We start from the raw sequence: 17,974 nt of genomic DNA on the forward strand, positions 1-17,974 counted from the left end.
TAAACGGGTATTTATTATGAAATCCTTCCTCACATTTATCTTTACGGTTGTTCTTGCTACATCACTTTTTGCACAGGATTATGCCGTACAGCAGCTTGAAAACTCTCCGCGTCACCACGAGTGGGTTGAATTGGAATCGAGTGGACGTACGATGCATAATTTTGTGGCATACCCTGAAAGCTCAGAATATGCTACCGTGGTTATTGTGATCCATGAAAATCGCGGACTTAATGACTGGGCGCGCAGTTTCGCCGATCAGCTGGCCGAAGCCGGGTATATAGCCGTCGCCCCGGATCTTATTTCCAATACCGTGGATGGAGTAGAGAAAACCTCTGATTTTGAAAACTCTGACGCGGCACGCGAGGCCATTTATAATCTGGATGCCGAAATGGTAACGCAGGATTTGAAGAACGTGCTTGAGTATGCACAATCCATAAAAGCGGGGAACGGGAAAGTTGCTGTAGCAGGATTTTGCTGGGGCGGGTCTCAATCCTTCCGCTTTGCCACCAATGCGGGCGATGCCATTGAAGCGGCCCTGGTATTTTACGGGACGGGGCCTGACAATTATGAAGATTATAAGCGCATTGAAGCACCGGTTTATGGATTCTACGGAGGAGATGACCAGCGTGTAAATGCGACGATTGAAGATAGCGAGGCGATGATGGAGAAGGCCGGGAAAACCTATGAGTACGAAATCTACGAGGGGGCGGGACACGCTTATATGCGCAGCGGCGATGATCCCGAAGCGCCGAAAGATGACCCCAATGTGCAGGCGCGTAATGAATCGTGGGATCGCTTAAAGAGTATTCTTAAAAGTCTTTAAGTGTTTATTTAGGAATTAATAAGTTTTTAAAAAATTCCCTAACCGCTCTGATGAGGCTGCTCCAAAAGTAACTATAACAAGTTGTACGCCTTATTTTGTTAGGTGTAGGATAAATAAAAATGTCCCTTGTCAGGATTCCAGGGGGGGCTAGCGCCGTTTTTGGGTCGTTACAAAAATGGAACAAGACAAGGAGACATGTTTAAAAATTCTGCTCTTTTATCTCGGGAAATGTTCTTTATCTTCTCCCGTCTTTTAACGTTTTCCTTACCACTTTTGGTCGCCAAAAGTGGAGCAAAAACGACCGGCGAACCGGCTTCGGCGTTCGGCATCGCTCGGTACGGAAATAAATGAAGATCTCGTTTATTCGGTTGCCCCAACAAGGGGAAAGTCCGGAAGTATCTCCTGCTTTTATCACAGCTTTCCCCATTTATTTCTCTTTCGTACCTCCCGCTCCCTTTCCACGCCTCACCTGCTAAGGCCGGTGGGTTGGAATAATGTCCCACCAGCCTTGCGAACAGGATAAGTCCATTGGAGCACAAAGAAATAAACCGGGGTCTGGGGAATAGCGGGAACGCTAAGAGCAAAAACAACTAACGCAACCCGGCGCTCCCCGTATTGAGATTTATAACAAAACAATATCTTGCTATTCCCCAGCACTTTTTTCGTCTATTTTTTGGTGACAAAAAATGGACACTGCTTATCAATAAAAACACAAAAAGGGTTGCCTAAACCATTATGCCATGGTGCATTTATGTTTTGTCCCTTTCAAGAATGGAACAATATTAGTGATTACAAAAAACAAAATGTATCAAATCATCCCCTTGCCTCCTTCAGTTTACATGCAGTATCTTTTCAACGGCCGTGCCGAAAGGGGGACTTGATTCCCGGCCTTGTATTCCCTCCGGATCGGTGGGATATTTCTTAGGAGGGTGCTTTGATAGATTCTACGGCGCAGGCTTTTTCTTGTGTAACGATAACCATGGCTGCTCCTGGTGTCAGTAATATTAACTTCTGGTGTCGGTGACACTAACTCTTGGAGTCAGCGATACTAACTCCTGGTCATAGTGACTCTAACTCCCAGTGATAGCGTTACTAAGTAGTAGTGGTAGTGTCTCTGACTCCCAGTGGTAATAGCGCTATTATTACATGGCAAGGTGCGGTCGGTATCTGGGATGACACATGGCTATTATTTTATCCGGAGTTAGAAAAGATTTAGCCGTTAAGCGCGTTGACAAATATAATATCCCAAAATTATTGCCGTAAAGGAGGGATGGATATTGTCTGTTAAGATTAGCTATTGAGGTGGTCAAACCAGGGATTTTCATATCTTTTCTTGTTGAATCAGGTTATATATATCCGTAAGAAAAGTTATTTCAACATTTAAGATTCTTTTTTGACATTTTATCGTAAATAAACGAGACTAAACAAGCTCGATATGAAAAGAAAATATTAAACTAAACCGTTCAAAATTATGGCACGTCCTGTAACTTTATTTACTGGTCAGTGGGCTGACTTATCATTGGAAACTATAGCAGAAAAGGCATCCTCTTGGGGGTACGACGGACTGGAGCTTGCCTGTTGGGGAGATCATTTTAATGTTCAAAAGGCGCTCAGTGAAGATGGTTATTGCGAGCAGCGCAAAGAGTTGCTCGCCAAGTATGATCTGAAGGTATGGTCGGTCAGTAATCACCTGGTGGGTCAGGCGGTTTGCGATCCCATCGATAAGCGACACAAGGAGATTCTTCCGGGCCGTATCTGGGGTGACGGTGAACCCGAACAGGTGCGCCAGCGGGCTGCAGAGGAAATAAAGGATACTGCAAGGGCAGCCGCTAAGCTGGGTGTCGATGTGGTAAATGGCTTTACCGGCAGTTCTATCTGGTCAAAGATGTATTCCTTTCCTCCGAATACGCCGGGATTAATTGACGAAGGATTCGAAGATTTTGCCAACCGCTGGAATCCCATCCTCGATGTATTTGATGATGTAGGCGTGCGCTTTGGTCTGGAAGTGCATCCTACCGAAATAGCCTTTGATATTGTAACGGCCGAGCGGGCTATTGACGCACTGGACGGCAGAAAAGCTTTTGGATTTAACTACGATCCGAGCCATATGGGTTACCAGGGCGTAGATTATATCCAGTTTATCCGGGAATTCAGTGACCGTATTTATCACGCACATATGAAAGACGTATGGTGGTCTTCTGAAACCCGCCGTTCGGGAGTCTTTGGCGGACACCTGGAGTTTGGTGATGTTGACCGGTACTGGGATTTTGTTTCTATCGGTCGCGGAAGGATTGACTTTGAGCGGGTGGTTCGCGCATTGAACCGCATTCAGTATGACGGGCCGCTTTCCGTTGAGTGGGAAGACAGCGGTATGGATCGTGAGTTTGGTGCCGAGGAATCTTGCCGATATGTTAAGAATATCGATTTCCCCGCTGCCGAAGGGGCCTTTGATTCCGCCTTTTCCGAAAACGACTAAATATTAGTCAGGGCCGTATCCTCTCCTTCAGGAAATGGATACGGCCATTTTTATTTAATCTGGTAGGCAGTATTTGGGATAACGGAGAAAATAAAGTGAATCGTTATTCTGATTAAATAGATACTTCTTTATTCTTCAATTTATCATCCTGTTAGTAAATATTTCTTTGTAGTGGGAATACCGTTCCCGTTTATGATGATTTTTTGGAGGCTTTGGTTTGCCACTTTTGGCAAATGGCAGAATGCGGATAATCCGGTACAAATGCCCACTTAATTATTGACACCATTGCCGATATTCGGTAGTCAGTTTGGTATATGGATTAATCGATTTACTGCAAAACTTTACTTATAAATTTGCAGCTGGGACTCTATTCCAGGTATCCTGATTCCAAGGCATATCATATAATGATAATGATGTGTATGAGATTGCGCAAAGGCTGAACGTTCGCTCCTCATTAAATCAGATGCGCAACCAATTTTTTTATTTGCAATATTTTTTAGAAAAGAGAAAAATATTTGAATAAGACTCTGTAAATAATATTTTCTTTGTGGTGGATGGACAAGGGATAAGCGTATTAGTATCAGAAGCTTGAGGGAATAAGTATCGCTTACCAAGCTTTCGAAGGGTATGTATATTAATCTTTCGTTTCCCAATGGTAACATTTGTATCGGATTAACAATGGAATCATGAAAAAATCGCACAAAGATTTTTTAAGGGATAGGGCATTATTAACGGTTATATCAGCGATTGGGATATTAGCCTTCGAATTGGACAGAAGCTTTTTCCACTAATTATTTATTTATAAGGATACCGGTACAATAAGGATAAAATATAGTCCATTGCTATCGCTGGAATGATTATGGTGTTTTTGAGCTGAAGCCTAATCCATCCGATGAAGAATTTCTTACACCGGTTACGGGAATATATAAAAGTGAAGGATATTATTTGGGAAACCCTATTCGCTACCGGTTATATCATAGGGTTGCGGAAGAGGTGAAACTTGGCTCCAGAGAAGTAACTCAGCTGTGTTCTGTTTTGCTGGTCGACCTGCCAGTTATTTTTACATCTGTTTAATCAAAAACAACAACTAGAAATATATAGAAAATACATGATGAAATATTTAAAGTTTATTCCAGTACTCCTTCTAATGTTTTGTGTCTGCTTTCAATATCAGTCGGAAGCGCAAACAATACCCAAAGAACGGCTCATTGCTTTAACTCCGGAGTGGGAGGGGGAACGCTTTGATGACGGCCGTCCCCGGGTGCCCGACAGTATTCTTGAACGTATGGAGCACGTCACGATTGAAGAAGCGTGGGGTATTATTCGGGAAGAAGGCTACCATAACCAGTTTGAGGGTGGTAAATGGGAGATTCTGCATCCAGAAGAACCCATTGTGGGCAGGGCTTTGACGGCGACCTATACGCCGGCGCGTCCTGCGGTACAGAAGCAAATTGTAGACCAGGGCGAAGAGGCAGGGCGTTCAGGTCCGCCTAATACCTGGCCTATCGATATGCTTGAAAAGGGGGATGTCTATATCGCGGACGGCTATGGCAAGGTGAAGGATGGTACGCTGATTGGGGATCGGCTGGGAAATACTATTTACGCGAATTCCGGCAATGGAGTGGTTTTTCACGGTTCCTCCAGGGATCGGGAAGGGCTGTCAGAAATTGAAGGCTTTAATGCTTTTGTTCGCGCCTGGCATCCCTCATTTATACAGGAAATGATGCTAATTGGATTGAATACGCCCACGCGCATCGGTTCTGTTACGGTTATGCCGGGCGATGTGGTATTGGCCAAGAAAGAAGGGGTTATTTTTATTCCTGCACACTTGGCAGAGAAAGTGGTCGATCAGTCTGAGGTTATTCGAACCCAGGATACTTTCGCACACCAGCGGGTCCGCGAAGGGACATATACTGCTGGGCAAATGGATACCGAGTGGACGGATGCTATCGAGGAGAATTTTGAAAACTGGGTAGAAGAAAATACCCAATACCTAAAAGAAGAGATAGGTATTAGTCAGGTGACAATAGATAGCATACTAGACGACTAATGACTTAATACGCTACAAAATTTATTATAACCATAAGGGGATATAGAGATATAGGATTATGAAAAAAAATAATAAATCAGATAAAAAAGGAACTGATCGACGTGACTTTTTAAAGAAGGCCGGAATGGGAGGGCTTGGACTTGGTTCCCTGCTGATGGCTCCTTATCGAAACCAGATTGAACATGCGACTTCCAGGGTTAACCGGAACTCGGCTCCCTCAGATTTGGAGATTACGGATATGCGTATTGCCGAGATTGATGGTATTCCTTTTCGAACTCCCATCATTCGCATCGATACCAACCAGGGAATATCGGGATTCGGTGAAGTGCGGGATGCTGGTGATCCTCGCTATGCGTTGATGTTAAAAAGCAGAATATTAGGCAAAAATCCCTGTAATGTTGAAAAGATATTTAAAATTATCCGTCAATTTGGCCATCATGGACGCCAGGGGGGCGGGGTTTCCGGAGTAGAAACAGCTCTGTGGGACCTCACAGGAAAAGCCTATGGCGTACCGGTATACCAGCTATTGGGCGGAAAATATCGTGATCGGGTGCGTCTTTATGCCGATACAGCAGGGGCGGATGATCCCCATATTTTTGCTAAACGGATGCAAAAAACGCGTGTGGATAAAGGATATACCGCTTTAAAGATGGACATCGGTATTGGCTTAGTGGCTGATATTCCCGGAACATTAACCAATACGCATGCCCATGCACCGGTAGGTAGTCGCGATCTTCAAAGTCAGTATTCTGGCACGCCCGGAGAATACGGCCAAATTGATCATCCATTCACGCGTGTTCAGATTACGGAAAAAGGACTTGATGCCCTTGAGGAGTACGTCAAGGTAATGCGCGATACCATTGGCTATGAAATTCCTCTGGGGATCGATCATACCGGTCATTTTGATGTGGATGAAGCCATCAAGCTGGCCCGCCGTCTGGAACCCTATACGCTGGCTTATCTGGAAGATACGATTGCCTGGCAGTGGATTGATAAATGGAAGGAAATTACGAATTCAACTACTACTCCAACTATGACCGGCGAAGATATTTTTGGCCTTGAAGGAGGATTTAAGGAAATAATCGACAAACAGGCTGTAAATATGGTTCATCCTGATCTGGGATCAGCTGGCGGAATATTAGAAACAAAGCGTATTGGGGATTACGCCGAACAGGGCGGATTGGCAATGTATCTGCATTATGCGGGATCTCCTATCGGATTCTTTGCTTCGGTCCATGCAGCAGCGGCTACTCAGAATTTTGTAGCCCTCGAGCATCACTCTGTTGAAAACGACAACTGGTACAGCCTTATATCGGATGATACCGTTGTGTTTGATGAAGGTTATGTACCGGTACCGGAAAAACCGGGACTGGGTTTCGAGCTTAATATGGAAGCTATTAAAGAGAATCTGACCGATGAATCAGGATTCTTTGAACCTACTCCGGAATGGAACGAAGCCCGGTCGTGGGATAGGCTATGGAGTTAACCTTAACCAGATATTTGATCCGTGTTTTTTAAAATGAGCTATGAGATCGGATAAACGGTAAAAATTATATCGGTCCATCGGGACTCAATCCTTAATAATCTGCATAAAAAATTAAAGATATAAACTCACGTATTGATGAAGAATATATATAAAGTACTTCTGTATCTAAGTCTCGGCTGCTTTATCTCATTATTATTGTTGTATCTGTTGGGTTATGGTGCCGGAGCGATAGGGCCGCTTATGGTATTCATGTTTGTGTCTCTGGCACTGGGGGTTCGGGGAACGGATACCTTATTTAAGTCCTTTGCCTTCTCCATATGGATTTTTGCATCTGTTACTTTTGCCATGTTTTATCCGGGACTTATTGTGGAGGTCGGCGGTTTTGATACCAGTCAGCTCATCGTACCGCTTATTCAGCTCATTATGTTTGGCATGGGTACCCAGCTGAGCCTGCAAGATTTTGCTGGGGTCTTAAAGAAGCCACGCGGTGTACTGGTGGGACTGGTTTGTCAATTTTCCATCATGCCCATAGTAGGTATTAGCCTGGCATTGGCGTTTAATTTTCCGGCTGAAATTGCCGCCGGTGTTGTACTTATTGGCTCGTGTCCTGGTGGGGTAGCTTCTAACGTAATGGCCTTTATAGCGGAGGCCGATCTGGCCCTGTCGATTACTCTAACAGCCGTGGCAACGATGGTTTCCCCGTTTATGACTCCTTTCCTTATGCAGTTACTGGCTGGTCAGTTTGTGCCAATTGATGCTTTTGGGATGATGCTCAGCATTTTAAATATGATTATCCTGCCCATTGTAGTAGGATTGTTGTTTAATCATTTCTTGCACGGTAAAGCCAAATGGCTGGACGATATTATGCCGGTGGTTTCAATGGTCGGTATTGCGGTGATTATTACGGTCATTACCGCTGCAGGCCGTGATTCACTGGTCGCCATAGGCATGTTGCTGGTATTAGCGGCAATCATACACAATGCTGCCGGTTATTTATTTGGCTATTGGGGTGCCAGGTTAATGGGTATGGATGAAAAATCCTGTCGGACTATTGCCTTTGAGGTTGGAATGCAAAATGGGGGTATGGCTTCGGGACTCGCTGCAGAAATGGGTAAGATAGCGACCGTAGGTCTGGCTCCGGCTGTCTTTGGTCCGTGGATGAATGTTTCGGGTTCCACACTGGCTAACTGGTGGCGCCGTAAGGCACTAAAAGAAGAAGATACGGAAAAGGCCAATGTTAGTGCAGCCGGCATCCAGCAGCAGGCAAATGAAATAAATAGCTAGCCGGTGATTTGGTAGCTAAGAATTTAATTCAGAGAGTATCGATATTATGAAGGATAAAAAGAAAGGAAATAGCCGTAGAAACTTTCTCAAAAATATGGGGATAGGGGGGCTAAGTATGGCTGGGATGTCGATGCCATTCATAGGAGATCAGGTAGCATACGCGACGCAAAACGTAAAACGAAATTCCAGTCCTTCTGATCTGAAAATTACGGATCTCCGGGTAACCCGTGTACTTAGAACGCCCATTATAAGAATTTATACGAATCAGGATATAGTCGGACACGGAGATGTGCGGGATATTGGAGACTATCGCTATGCCCTGATGCTTAAAAGTCGGATCTTGGGTGAAAATCCTTGCAATGTTGAGAAGCTATTTAAGTTGATCAGCCAATTTGGTCACCACGGTCGTCAGGGTGGTGGGGTTTCGGGCGTAGAAACAGCACTGTGGGATCTGGCCGGAAAAGCTTACGGCGTACCGGTATATCAGTTACTGGGTGGCAAATATCGGGATAAAGTTCGTATCTACTGCGATACGACCATGTCCCAGGATCCCCAGGAGTACGCCCGTCGCATGCAGGAACGGGTTGATGCAGGTTACACTTCTCTGAAAATGGATATAGGAATTAACCTGATTGAAGATGTAGAAGGTGCACTCGTCAATGCGGAATTCTGGAAGAACCAGCCGGGTGGACTAAGCGGATGGAACAGCATACCCGGGAGTTATGCAAACACCGAACATCCCTTTACCCGGGTTCAGGTAACTGAGAAGGGGATAGATAAACTGATGGAATACATTGATGTCATGCGCTCAAAAATTGGTTATGAAATCCCTATGGGTACAGATCATTGGGGACATTTTGGAGTAAATGAAGCTATAAAACTGGCACGCGCCGCCGAGCCTTATAACTTGGCCTATATGGAAGATCTTATTCCATGGACCTACACCGACCAATGGCGGAAAATAACCGAATCAACAACGACTCCTACTCAGACCGGCGAAGATATTTATATGCTCAATGGGGGTTTTAAAGAGCTCATTGATAAGCAGGCGGTTAATGTCATTCATCCAGATCCCGTTGGTTGCGGAGGATTATTAGAGACCAAGAAAATAGGAGACTATGCTCAGCAGCATGGTATCCCGATGCAGCTGCATCATGCATCCTCACCGGTCTCATTTTTTGGAGCCGTTCATGCCGCTGCTGCTACCGAAAATTTTCTCTGGCTGGAGCATCACTTTGTGGATACCCCTTGGTATGATGACTTGGTAACAGGCATAGAAAAGCCGATTGTGCAGGATGGATACGTTCCCGTTCCTGAAAAACCGGGTATAGGTGTTGAACTAAACGAAGAGGTGGTTAAAGAACACATGGATCCTGAAATCGGATTTTTTGAACCCACCCCGGAATGGGACGAATCACAATCATGGGATCGTTTGTGGAGTTAAGTTTCAAATACAATAGAACAGACTGGGTATCTGAGTTATTTCAGATAGTCGATTTGGCTAGAGCCTCTAAATAAAAAATTCAGATTTTAAGGGATATTTATGGTAAGAGATCAATGGAGGAGAATTATGTTAACTGGATTAAACTTGGTACTGGTCACAATATTGGTAGCCAGCTGCCAGAGCCAAGAGACAGAAGAGGAGGCAAGTGATGACGTTCAGTATGCAAATATTGCGGCAGAGATTGATAGTGTGCTGACTGATCAGTATCAGCTATGGTATCCCCGAACAGTTGATGAGGAGTATGGCGGTTTCCTGAGTCGCTTTACCAACGATTGGCAGCCCGAGGGCCCGCAGGATAAATTTATTGTTACACAGGCGCGACATGTTTGGGCCAGTTCCAAAATTGCGAAAACGGATAAAAACCACTCGGGAATGGAAAAGTATGGCAAGCACGGCTATCAATTTCTTAAGGATGTGATGTGGGATCGGGAGCATGGAGGGTTTTATGAGATGGTCAGCCGTGAGGGAGAAGTCATAACAGAAGAAGATGGAAGTATCCGGAAGCAACTTTACGGCAATGCTTTCGCCATTTATGGACTCGCTTCCTATAATCAGCTCTCGAAAAATGAAGAAGCATTGCATTTAGCGCAGGAAGCTTTCCAATGGTTGGAAGAGGGAGCATATGATACCAAACACGGCGGGTATTTTAATGATCTCAACCGCAAGGGTCAGCCCATTGATTCCTCCTTCCCCAAGGATTATAACAGCAGCATTCATATGTTAGAAGCGTTGGCGGAACTGCACCAGGTATGGCCGGACAGTTTGGTTCGGGAGCGGCTCCATGAAATGTTCCGGATTGTGCGGGACACAATTGTGACCGATAAAGGATATATGAACCTTTACTTTGCGGAGGATTGGTTGCCCATTGTTTACCAAGACTCTTCCAGAGAGGTACAGAAAGAAAACCTGGATGTAGACCATATTACTTTTGGACACGATATCGAAACAGCCTTTCTGCTTCTGGAAGCCGCACATTCTCTGGACTTTAGTGTCGATTCAACGCTGTCGCTTGCCAAGAAGATGGTCGATCATACCATTGATCACGGATGGGACGAAGAGGACGGCGGGATATACGATTACGGCTACTATTTTCAGGGAGACGATTCACTAACGGTAACCCAGACATCAAAAGAGTGGTGGTCGCAGGCCGAGGCCTTGCACTCTTTGCTCATTATGGCCCGGTATTTCCCCGATGATCCTCGGAATTACTTTGATCGGTTTACAAGGCAATGGGAATATATTAAACAGTATATGCTTGATTCGGAACATGGCGGATGGTACAGAAGTGGCATTGATGAAGATCCGGAGGCGGCAGAATCAACAAAAGCTTCCATATGGAAAGGGAATTATCATACAGTGAGATCTCTGCTCAGATCCAGAGATCTTCTCAGGGAAATGAATCAGCATTAGGGAATATCCGGTAGGAAATGGATGGTATACAGATAAATTATTGTAAGTGTATGTTTTTGGGGCGGTATTGGAGCTGCATTTTAATGATTGTTGTTTTCGTTGGCTGCCAGTCTGCGCAGGAACGCAATGACTGGGAAGCGTATAAGGTGGATTCCAAAAGCAGCAGTTTTTTCACTGGAACAAATAAATAAAGAAAAGATAGATTAGCTGGAAATTGGCTGTACTTACCGTAATGATGATTTATGCAGATTAAGATCTGCCTACTCCACCTAACCTGGTTGTTTGAGAGAACAGAGGTAAAGAGACTGTCAAACAATTGGATATATCCGTTAATACCGTGGATACACAAATATGCAGGGCATTGAAGACTTTGCGCGATAAGTTTTCATCCTTCCTTTAAAGCCTCTTTTCAAACAATTATGTTAGGGTAAGTTAAGTAGCTCCTGGAAGATCTGAATGATAGAAAAAATGGTAAAAGGGAAGGATAAAAAAAATAGCAGCCATCCTTTCACAGAGTGGCTGCTATATATCATCTACAGACGGCTATTACCCCATTTGTACTTCTAATGTAATTGTCAGGTATATAGCAGTCAATAGCTATAAATAAGTATTTTTGATACGTATAATTACGTAGATAGCTTATACTCATGCTGAAACCAGTTTATTCTTAAGAGCAAAGCGAACTAAATCAGCGATATTTTTTAATTCCAGCTTCTCCATAAGGTTCGATCGATGAGTATCAACGGTGCGGGGACTAATGTAAAGCTCTTTTGCAATCTCTTTGCTGGTCATTCCCTGGACGATAAGCTCAAGGATTTCCCGCTCACGCTTTGTTAGGTCGGTTTCTACTTTGGGCGGGGAAATTTCCTCCTTATTTAAAAATGATTCAGTAATCATGTCAGAGATCGGTGGACTAAATACGCGCTGGCCCCTCATTATAGCGCGTATGCCGTGCAGTATATCCGATTTATCGGTGTCTTTAAGAAGATATCCATCAACCCCGGCCTCAAGGACATCAGCCAGTTTTTGGCGGTCGATATGCATGGAGAGGATCAGTATTTTGACATCCGGATCAAGGCTGCGAATAATGCCGGCCGTTTCAATGCCATCTTTGTCAGGCATGCCAATATCAAGCAAGCATACATCGGGCTGGGTTTGCTCGAACAACTTAAGACATTCTTCACCGGTGGATGCTTCCCCCACAACGGTAATATCTTCAGCGGAAGATAGATAAGTACTTATGCCAAAACGGACGATCTCGTGATCTTCCGCAATAAGGATAGAAATTGGAGCCATGGAGAACTCTCGCTTTAGATGATACCAACTTGAACATTATTTATTTAATAAAGTAACTAAACTGGTGCAGTAAGAGAAGCGTTAAAAGATGAAATTATTCTAATATTGTGAAATTTGAAGATCAGTAAGCGATTGGTCTTCATAATACTTATTTTCCAAGCTTCTTAATGAGATCATAAATTTAGCAAAAGGTAGAGTTTTACTTATGGCGTGGAGACGAACCCACAACTGTGGAGAATTGGGAATTGAAAATACCGGCGAAGAAGTTGTTTTAAATGGATGGGTTGATACCCGTCGCGATTTGGGAGGTGTAATATTTATTGATCTGCGGGATCGATATGGCATCACACAAATTGTATTTAATGAAGTGGATAAGAAGCTCCACGAAAAGGCTGAGCAGCTGCGCACTGAATATGTTATTGGTATTAAAGGTGTGGTTGATAAGCGGGATGACGAAAATGTTAATCCCGATCTTGATACGGGAGATATCGAAATTATCGTTAAGGAATTAGAAATTTATTCAAAGGCGGAAACCACTCCTTTTGAGATAAAGGAAGATATTGAAACCGGGGAAGAGATAAGGCTAAAATACCGTTACCTGGATTTACGGCGGCCCGATATTCAGCAAAATATGATTCTCCGCTCTGATTTTTATCAGACAGTTCGATCATATTATCACCAACACAATTTTGTGGAGGTGGAGACCCCCGTATTGATGAAAAGCACTCCCGAAGGCGCACGTGATTACCTGGTGCCCAGCCGGGTCAATGCCGGGAAATTCTTTGCGCTTCCCCAGAGTCCCCAGACCTATAAGCAGTTATTGATGGTTTCAGGCTTTGATCGCTATTTCCAAATTGTAAAGTGTTTTCGCGATGAGGATCTCCGGGCAGATCGCCAGCCAGAATTTACCCAGATTGATGTGGAAATGTCTTTCGTCAATGAGGAAGACATTATGGAATCGACTGAGCAGATGATGACAAAGCTGATGAAGGAAACGATTGGACGGGATGTTGCCCCTCCTTTTGAGCGCATGACGTATAAGGAAGCGATGAAAACGTACGGCACAGACAAGCCGGATACACGTTTTGGACTGGAATTTGCAGACTTTTCGGAGCTGGTTAAGGATTCAGAGTTTAATATATTTTCCAATACGGTACAGGAAGGCGGAGCGGTATTGGGTATTACCGTACCCGGACAGGGTGAGATGGGGCGCGGCGCCATTGATCGCCTTACAGAACGTGTAAAAGAAGAAACGGGAGCCGGGGGGCTTATTTATATTAAGTTGAATGAGGAGGATGGCGTTAAGTGCAGTGTCGAAAAGTTCCTTAAAGAGGAGACTGTTGATGCAATGGTGCAGAAGGCCGAGGCGGAGATGGGGGACTTGGTGTTAATTTTAGCGGGTCCCGCCCCCGATGTTTATACGCAAATGAGTAAATTGCGGCTCATGATGGGAAAAGAACATAACCTTATTGATGAAGATGCTTTTAATTTTTTGTGGGTAACGGATTTTCCGCTTGTTGAATGGAGTCGCGAGGACCAGCGGTATCATGCTCTGCATCATCCTTTTACTTCGCCTAAGCAAGAAGATCTTGGCAAGCTGGATGATGATCCTACCGAGGTACGCTCTAGGGCGTATGATTTAGTGCTTAACGGTTATGAAATTGGTGGTGGTTCTATTCGTATCCACGATCGAGAATTACAGAAACGGATGTTTGAATTATTGGGAATTGGAGCAGAAGAGGCCCAGGAGCGATTTGGTTTTCTGCTGGATGCCTTTAAATATGGAGCTCCCCCCCATGGCGGCATTGCACTGGGCGTTGATCGTATTATTATGATTCTGGCCGGAGGAAACAGTCTCAGGGATGTAATTGCCTTTCCAAAAAATCAGAAAGCCCAAAGTACCATGGATAACAGCCCTGATTATGTTGACCAGGAGCAGCTGGATGAGCTGCATATTCGCCTGAAACGTGGGGTAGGTCCGGAAGAAAAGTAAGTGAAAACTAAATTTTAAAGTATAGTTATATTGAAAACCTTAGGTATTGACGGCTGTAGAGCGGGATGGATTGCTATTTCACTGGATGAGGAACATGCAGGTTATTGGTTGGTGGAATCAGATAAGCAGCTCGAAGAGTTTCTGGTAGAGTACGATCGTATTTTTATTGATGTGCCGATAGGCCTCACCAGAGAATCCTATGAGCGGGAATGTGATCGTCAATTGAGGGAAGTGTTGGGGCCGGACTATCAATCCAGCGTCTTTAGTCCACCTATTCGTCCGGCACTGCATGCTCCCACCTATGCCGAGGCTTCTATGACGAGTTACGAGATAACCGGTAAAAAGGTAACCATCCAGGCTTGGAATATTACGCCTAACATTAAGACTATTGACCGGTTTTTGCAGGAAAAGGAGGAATTGCGTGAAAAGATATTTGAGAGTCATCCGGAACTCCTCTTCCAAAAATTAAATGGCGGTAATAGCATTCTTCAGAAAAAAGCTACTAAAAAAGGATTACGGCATCGGTTAGGTCTTTTGAAGGAAAAAAGTAAGTTTGCCGATGATTTTTTCCGGGATATCAAGGAAGAGTACCGGCGCAATCAGGTTGACGAAGATGATATTGTAGATGCCATGGTATTGGCCCTGTATGCAGGCTATTCGATCGAAGAAGATATTAAAACGCTGCCGGAAGATCCCCCTACTGATGAAACCGATCTACCAATGGCTATTCATTATGTCTGATTCTTTTAATCTTCTTCTTTGAGAAGACTGTGATACTTGGTACCGGTCTTATAGACTCGGTTCACTCCATTAAAAGCTGCAATTCGGTATGCCTCGCTTAACGTCGGGTAGTTCATTACCTGCTGGATAAAGTAACGTACATCTCCGTCAAAGGCGATTACGGACTGTCCCAGATGGATGAGATTGGCCGCCTCATCACCCAGAATATGAACCCCCAATAGTTTCAGAGAGTTAGTATCAAACACTAGTTTGAGCAAGCCTTCATCGTGGTTGGTCATATTGCTTTTTGCAATATTTTTAAAGTAAGCGCGTCCCACGGTAACATCAAAGCCTTTTTCCTTTGCTTGCTGTTCTGAGAGACCAATATTGGAAATCTCTGGAATAGAATAGATCCCATAGGGGATTTGCTCCGGTACTTCCAGGGTAGGTATGCCAAACATATTGCAGGCGGCCAGTCGTCCTTGTGAAAAAGAAGCTGAAGCCAGTCTTGGAAAACCTACAATATCCCCGGCAGCATAAATACTGTCAATATTCGTTTTAAATGTTTCATTTACAGCCACAAAGTTTTTTTCATCTGTAGCAACCCCAACATCTTCCAGTCCAATATCATGAACATTGGGTTGGCGACTTCCTATATATAGCACATGTTCGGTTTCAAGAACCTGAAGCCTGTCATCTCCGTTATTGGCCCTGTATTTTACTTCTGTATTATTTAACAGGGGATTAAATTCTACTTCCTGTACGGAGATGTTATCTTTAACCGTAATACCCTTTTTATTAAGAGATTTTTGCAGGTGTTCTTTAATTTCTTCATCCAGAAAGGAGAGATAATCTGTTCGCTCGCAAAGCAATGTTACCCGGGTTCCAAGGGAAGCAAAAATCGTGGCATACTCAAAAGCATTAACGCTGGAACCTACTACAGCTAATCGGCGCGGTATGTGGGTGAGGTCGAGGATCGATTTGTAATCCAGTATTTTATCATGGTCAATGGAAAAAGTCTCTGGCTGGGAAGGGGTGCTGCCCGTGCACAGAAGAATATAATCAGCGGTGTAGGTTTCGGTCGTCCCATAATGCGTAACGACATCAACAGTATGCTCATCTTTTAGCCGGCCCATTCCGCGAGCTACATCCACATTGTTTTTAATGAGATCATTTTTAACCTTCTGATTTTCTTTTTCTAATATTTGTTGCTTGTATTGCAGCAAATCAGCCATTTTAAAGCGCTCGTAAGGTTTTTTTGCTTCGTCATCCCCAAACTGTTCATTAAATTCCAAAATGGTTTTAGCAGCTTCACGAAGCGATTTACTTGGTACCGTTCCAGTATTAATCCAGGTCCCGCCCAAATGTTCTTCGTGGGATTCAACCACTAGAACCTGCTGATCAAACTTCGAACTTTGCATGGCACACGAAAAACCAGCCGGCCCGCTGCCAATAATTATAACATTGTAATCTCGACTCATAATAATGTTTTATTATCCTAAATAATGCTTTGTGACAAGAAAAGTAAAATAGAGGAATTTGCGAAGGAATTCTCCATTTTTAATGGTTGTTTTAAAAACATTTAAAATTGGAACGAAAAAGCCGTTACTTTTGATTGAAAACTGTACAGATTAAATGCTAAATTTAATATTTTAATCTGTTTACAGTTATTATTTTTTGTCGTCACATTATTTTTAATTTAAAAATTTAAAACCATAATAATTATGGCTTACGAATTACCGGATTTACCATACGACTATGATGCGCTTGAACCACATATTGATGAGCGTACTATGAAAATTCACCACACGAAACATCACCAGGGATATACCAATAAGGTGAATGCAGCACTGGATGGGCATAAGTTTGCTGATCTTCCAATTGAGAGTGTCCTCCAACGAATTAATGAAGTGCCTGAAGATATTCGCCAGTCAGTCATTAATAATGGTGGTGGATATGCTAACCATAAGCTCTTTTGGACGATTCTTTCCCCAAATGGCGGTGGTGAAGCTACCGGAGATATAGCTGATGCTATTGACGAAGAGTTTGGAAGCTTCGCTGATTTCAAAGAAGAATTCAGTAATGCAGCAACCGGACAGTTTGGTTCTGGTTGGGGTTGGCTGTGCGTGAAATCTGACGGTAGTCTTGAAGTACTATCCACTGCTAACCAAAATAGCCCCTATATGAACGGATTAACCCCGATCTTAGGACTTGATGTTTGGGAACATGCATACTACCTGCACTACCAGAATAAGCGTGGTGATTACGTGGAAAGTTTCTGGAATCTGGTTAATTGGGACCAGGTAAATGAATATTATGCGGATGCTACCTAATTAAAGGTGGATTCGAAGAAGATCATTAAAGGAGAAGGCGTTTCGTTTACGACGGAACGCTTTTCTTCTTTAATACTTCATAATAGCATTATATTTTATACTTACATAAAAGCTGAAATAAACAAAAACTCTATTATGCAATTTGGATTAGGAACAGGCCCCGATGTTTCATGGATGCGTGAAGAACTTACGGATTTGGGAATTGAAGAACTGAAGACCGTTGATGATGTTGACCGTGCGATGGACGAGTATAAGGAAGGCACAATGTTAATGGTCATAAACTCGGTTTGTGGCTGTGCAGCAGGTAATGCACGTCCAGCAGTTGAAATAGCGCTAAATGAATCGGATGCCAAGCCGGATCATAAAGTTACGGTATTTGCAGGGCAGGATAAGGAGGCAACGGCTAGAGCCCGTGAATACTTTAGTGAATATCCTCCATCTTCACCGGCATTTGCCTATTTTAAGGACGGAGAAATTAAAGCAATGATTCCGCGCCATCGTATTGAAGGTCGAACAAAAGTGGAGATCGCTGATGACCTAAAGATGGTATTTGAAGCATTTGAAGGGGAAGAAGAGGTTTCTGAATAAGTAAGTAAGAC

14 protein-coding genes are annotated in these 17,974 nt (G+C 43.7%); 12 read left to right on the top strand and 2 right to left on the bottom strand.

Annotation, left to right across the window (positions count from 1 at the left end; genetic code table 11):
- The first annotated feature begins 16 nt into the window (after positions 1–16).
- The 8 genes from ABEB05_RS13730 (at position 17) to ABEB05_RS13765 (ending at position 11,033) form a co-directional block, all read left to right on the top strand.
- Entirely contained in the window at positions 17–823 is an 807-nt protein-coding gene (locus ABEB05_RS13730) for a dienelactone hydrolase family protein (protein WP_265791377.1), read from the top strand.
- Between the two features lie 286 nt (positions 824–1,109).
- The gene (locus ABEB05_RS13735) at positions 1,110–1,346 is read left to right on the top strand and encodes a hypothetical protein (RefSeq protein WP_265791376.1); all 237 of its coding nucleotides are present in this window, start codon (positions 1,110–1,112) and stop codon (positions 1,344–1,346) included.
- A gap of 948 nt (positions 1,347–2,294) precedes the next feature.
- Entirely contained in the window at positions 2,295–3,299 is a 1,005-nt protein-coding gene (locus ABEB05_RS13740; protein WP_265791375.1) for a sugar phosphate isomerase/epimerase family protein, read from the top strand.
- 1,108 nt (positions 3,300–4,407) lie between these two features.
- Complete coding sequence (locus ABEB05_RS13745) at positions 4,408–5,349, top strand: RraA family protein (RefSeq protein ID WP_265791373.1); 942 nt, start codon at positions 4,408–4,410, stop codon at positions 5,347–5,349.
- A 58-nt stretch (positions 5,350–5,407) separates the two neighbouring features.
- On the top strand, positions 5,408–6,835 hold the full coding sequence (locus ABEB05_RS13750) for a mandelate racemase/muconate lactonizing enzyme family protein (RefSeq protein ID WP_265791372.1): 1,428 nt from the start codon (positions 5,408–5,410) through the stop codon (positions 6,833–6,835).
- A gap of 135 nt (positions 6,836–6,970) precedes the next feature.
- On the top strand, positions 6,971–8,119 hold the full coding sequence (locus ABEB05_RS13755; protein WP_265791370.1) for a bile acid:sodium symporter family protein: 1,149 nt from the start codon (positions 6,971–6,973) through the stop codon (positions 8,117–8,119).
- Between the two features lie 46 nt (positions 8,120–8,165).
- Positions 8,166–9,563, top strand: coding sequence for a mandelate racemase/muconate lactonizing enzyme family protein (locus ABEB05_RS13760; RefSeq protein ID WP_265791368.1), 1,398 nt, complete (start codon positions 8,166–8,168; stop codon positions 9,561–9,563).
- 126 nt (positions 9,564–9,689) lie between these two features.
- Positions 9,690–11,033, top strand: a complete 1,344-nt coding sequence (locus tag ABEB05_RS13765) for an AGE family epimerase/isomerase (protein WP_265791367.1) — start codon at positions 9,690–9,692, stop codon at positions 11,031–11,033.
- 645 nt (positions 11,034–11,678) lie between these two features.
- Here ABEB05_RS13765 and ABEB05_RS13770 read toward each other — a convergent pair.
- On the bottom strand, positions 11,679–12,329 hold the full coding sequence (locus tag ABEB05_RS13770; protein ID WP_265791365.1) for a response regulator transcription factor: 651 nt from the start codon (positions 12,327–12,329) through the stop codon (positions 11,679–11,681).
- Positions 12,330–12,534: 205 nt separating this feature from the next.
- Here ABEB05_RS13770 and aspS point away from each other — a divergent pair, with 205 nt between their 5' ends.
- Together aspS and ABEB05_RS13780 are read left to right on the top strand one after the other, a co-directional pair.
- Positions 12,535–14,322, top strand: a complete 1,788-nt coding sequence (gene aspS, locus ABEB05_RS13775) for an aspartate--tRNA ligase (RefSeq protein WP_265791364.1) — start codon at positions 12,535–12,537, stop codon at positions 14,320–14,322.
- Positions 14,323–14,352: 30 nt separating this feature from the next.
- The gene (locus ABEB05_RS13780) at positions 14,353–15,063 is read left to right on the top strand and encodes a DUF429 domain-containing protein (protein ID WP_265791362.1); all 711 of its coding nucleotides are present in this window, start codon (positions 14,353–14,355) and stop codon (positions 15,061–15,063) included.
- 5 nt (positions 15,064–15,068) lie between these two features.
- Here the strand turns inward: ABEB05_RS13780 and sthA are convergent, their stop codons facing one another.
- The gene (gene sthA, locus ABEB05_RS13785; protein WP_265791361.1) at positions 15,069–16,523 is read right to left on the bottom strand and encodes a Si-specific NAD(P)(+) transhydrogenase; all 1,455 of its coding nucleotides are present in this window, start codon (positions 16,521–16,523) and stop codon (positions 15,069–15,071) included.
- Between the two features lie 243 nt (positions 16,524–16,766).
- On the opposite strand from sthA, the gene ABEB05_RS13790 reads away from it, so the two are divergent.
- A complete protein-coding gene (locus tag ABEB05_RS13790) occupies positions 16,767–17,375 on the top strand; it encodes a superoxide dismutase (RefSeq protein WP_265791359.1) in 609 nt (202 codons plus the stop codon).
- A 135-nt stretch (positions 17,376–17,510) separates the two neighbouring features.
- Positions 17,511–17,963 (top strand): BrxA/BrxB family bacilliredoxin, encoded by a 453-nt coding sequence (locus ABEB05_RS13795; protein WP_265791357.1) that lies wholly within the window; start codon positions 17,511–17,513, stop codon positions 17,961–17,963.
- Positions 17,964–17,974: the final 11 nt, after the last annotated feature.

The organism is Fodinibius salicampi (genome assembly GCF_039545095.1).
In the GTDB taxonomy this organism is placed as follows: domain Bacteria; phylum Bacteroidota; class Rhodothermia; order Balneolales; family Balneolaceae; genus Fodinibius; species Fodinibius salicampi.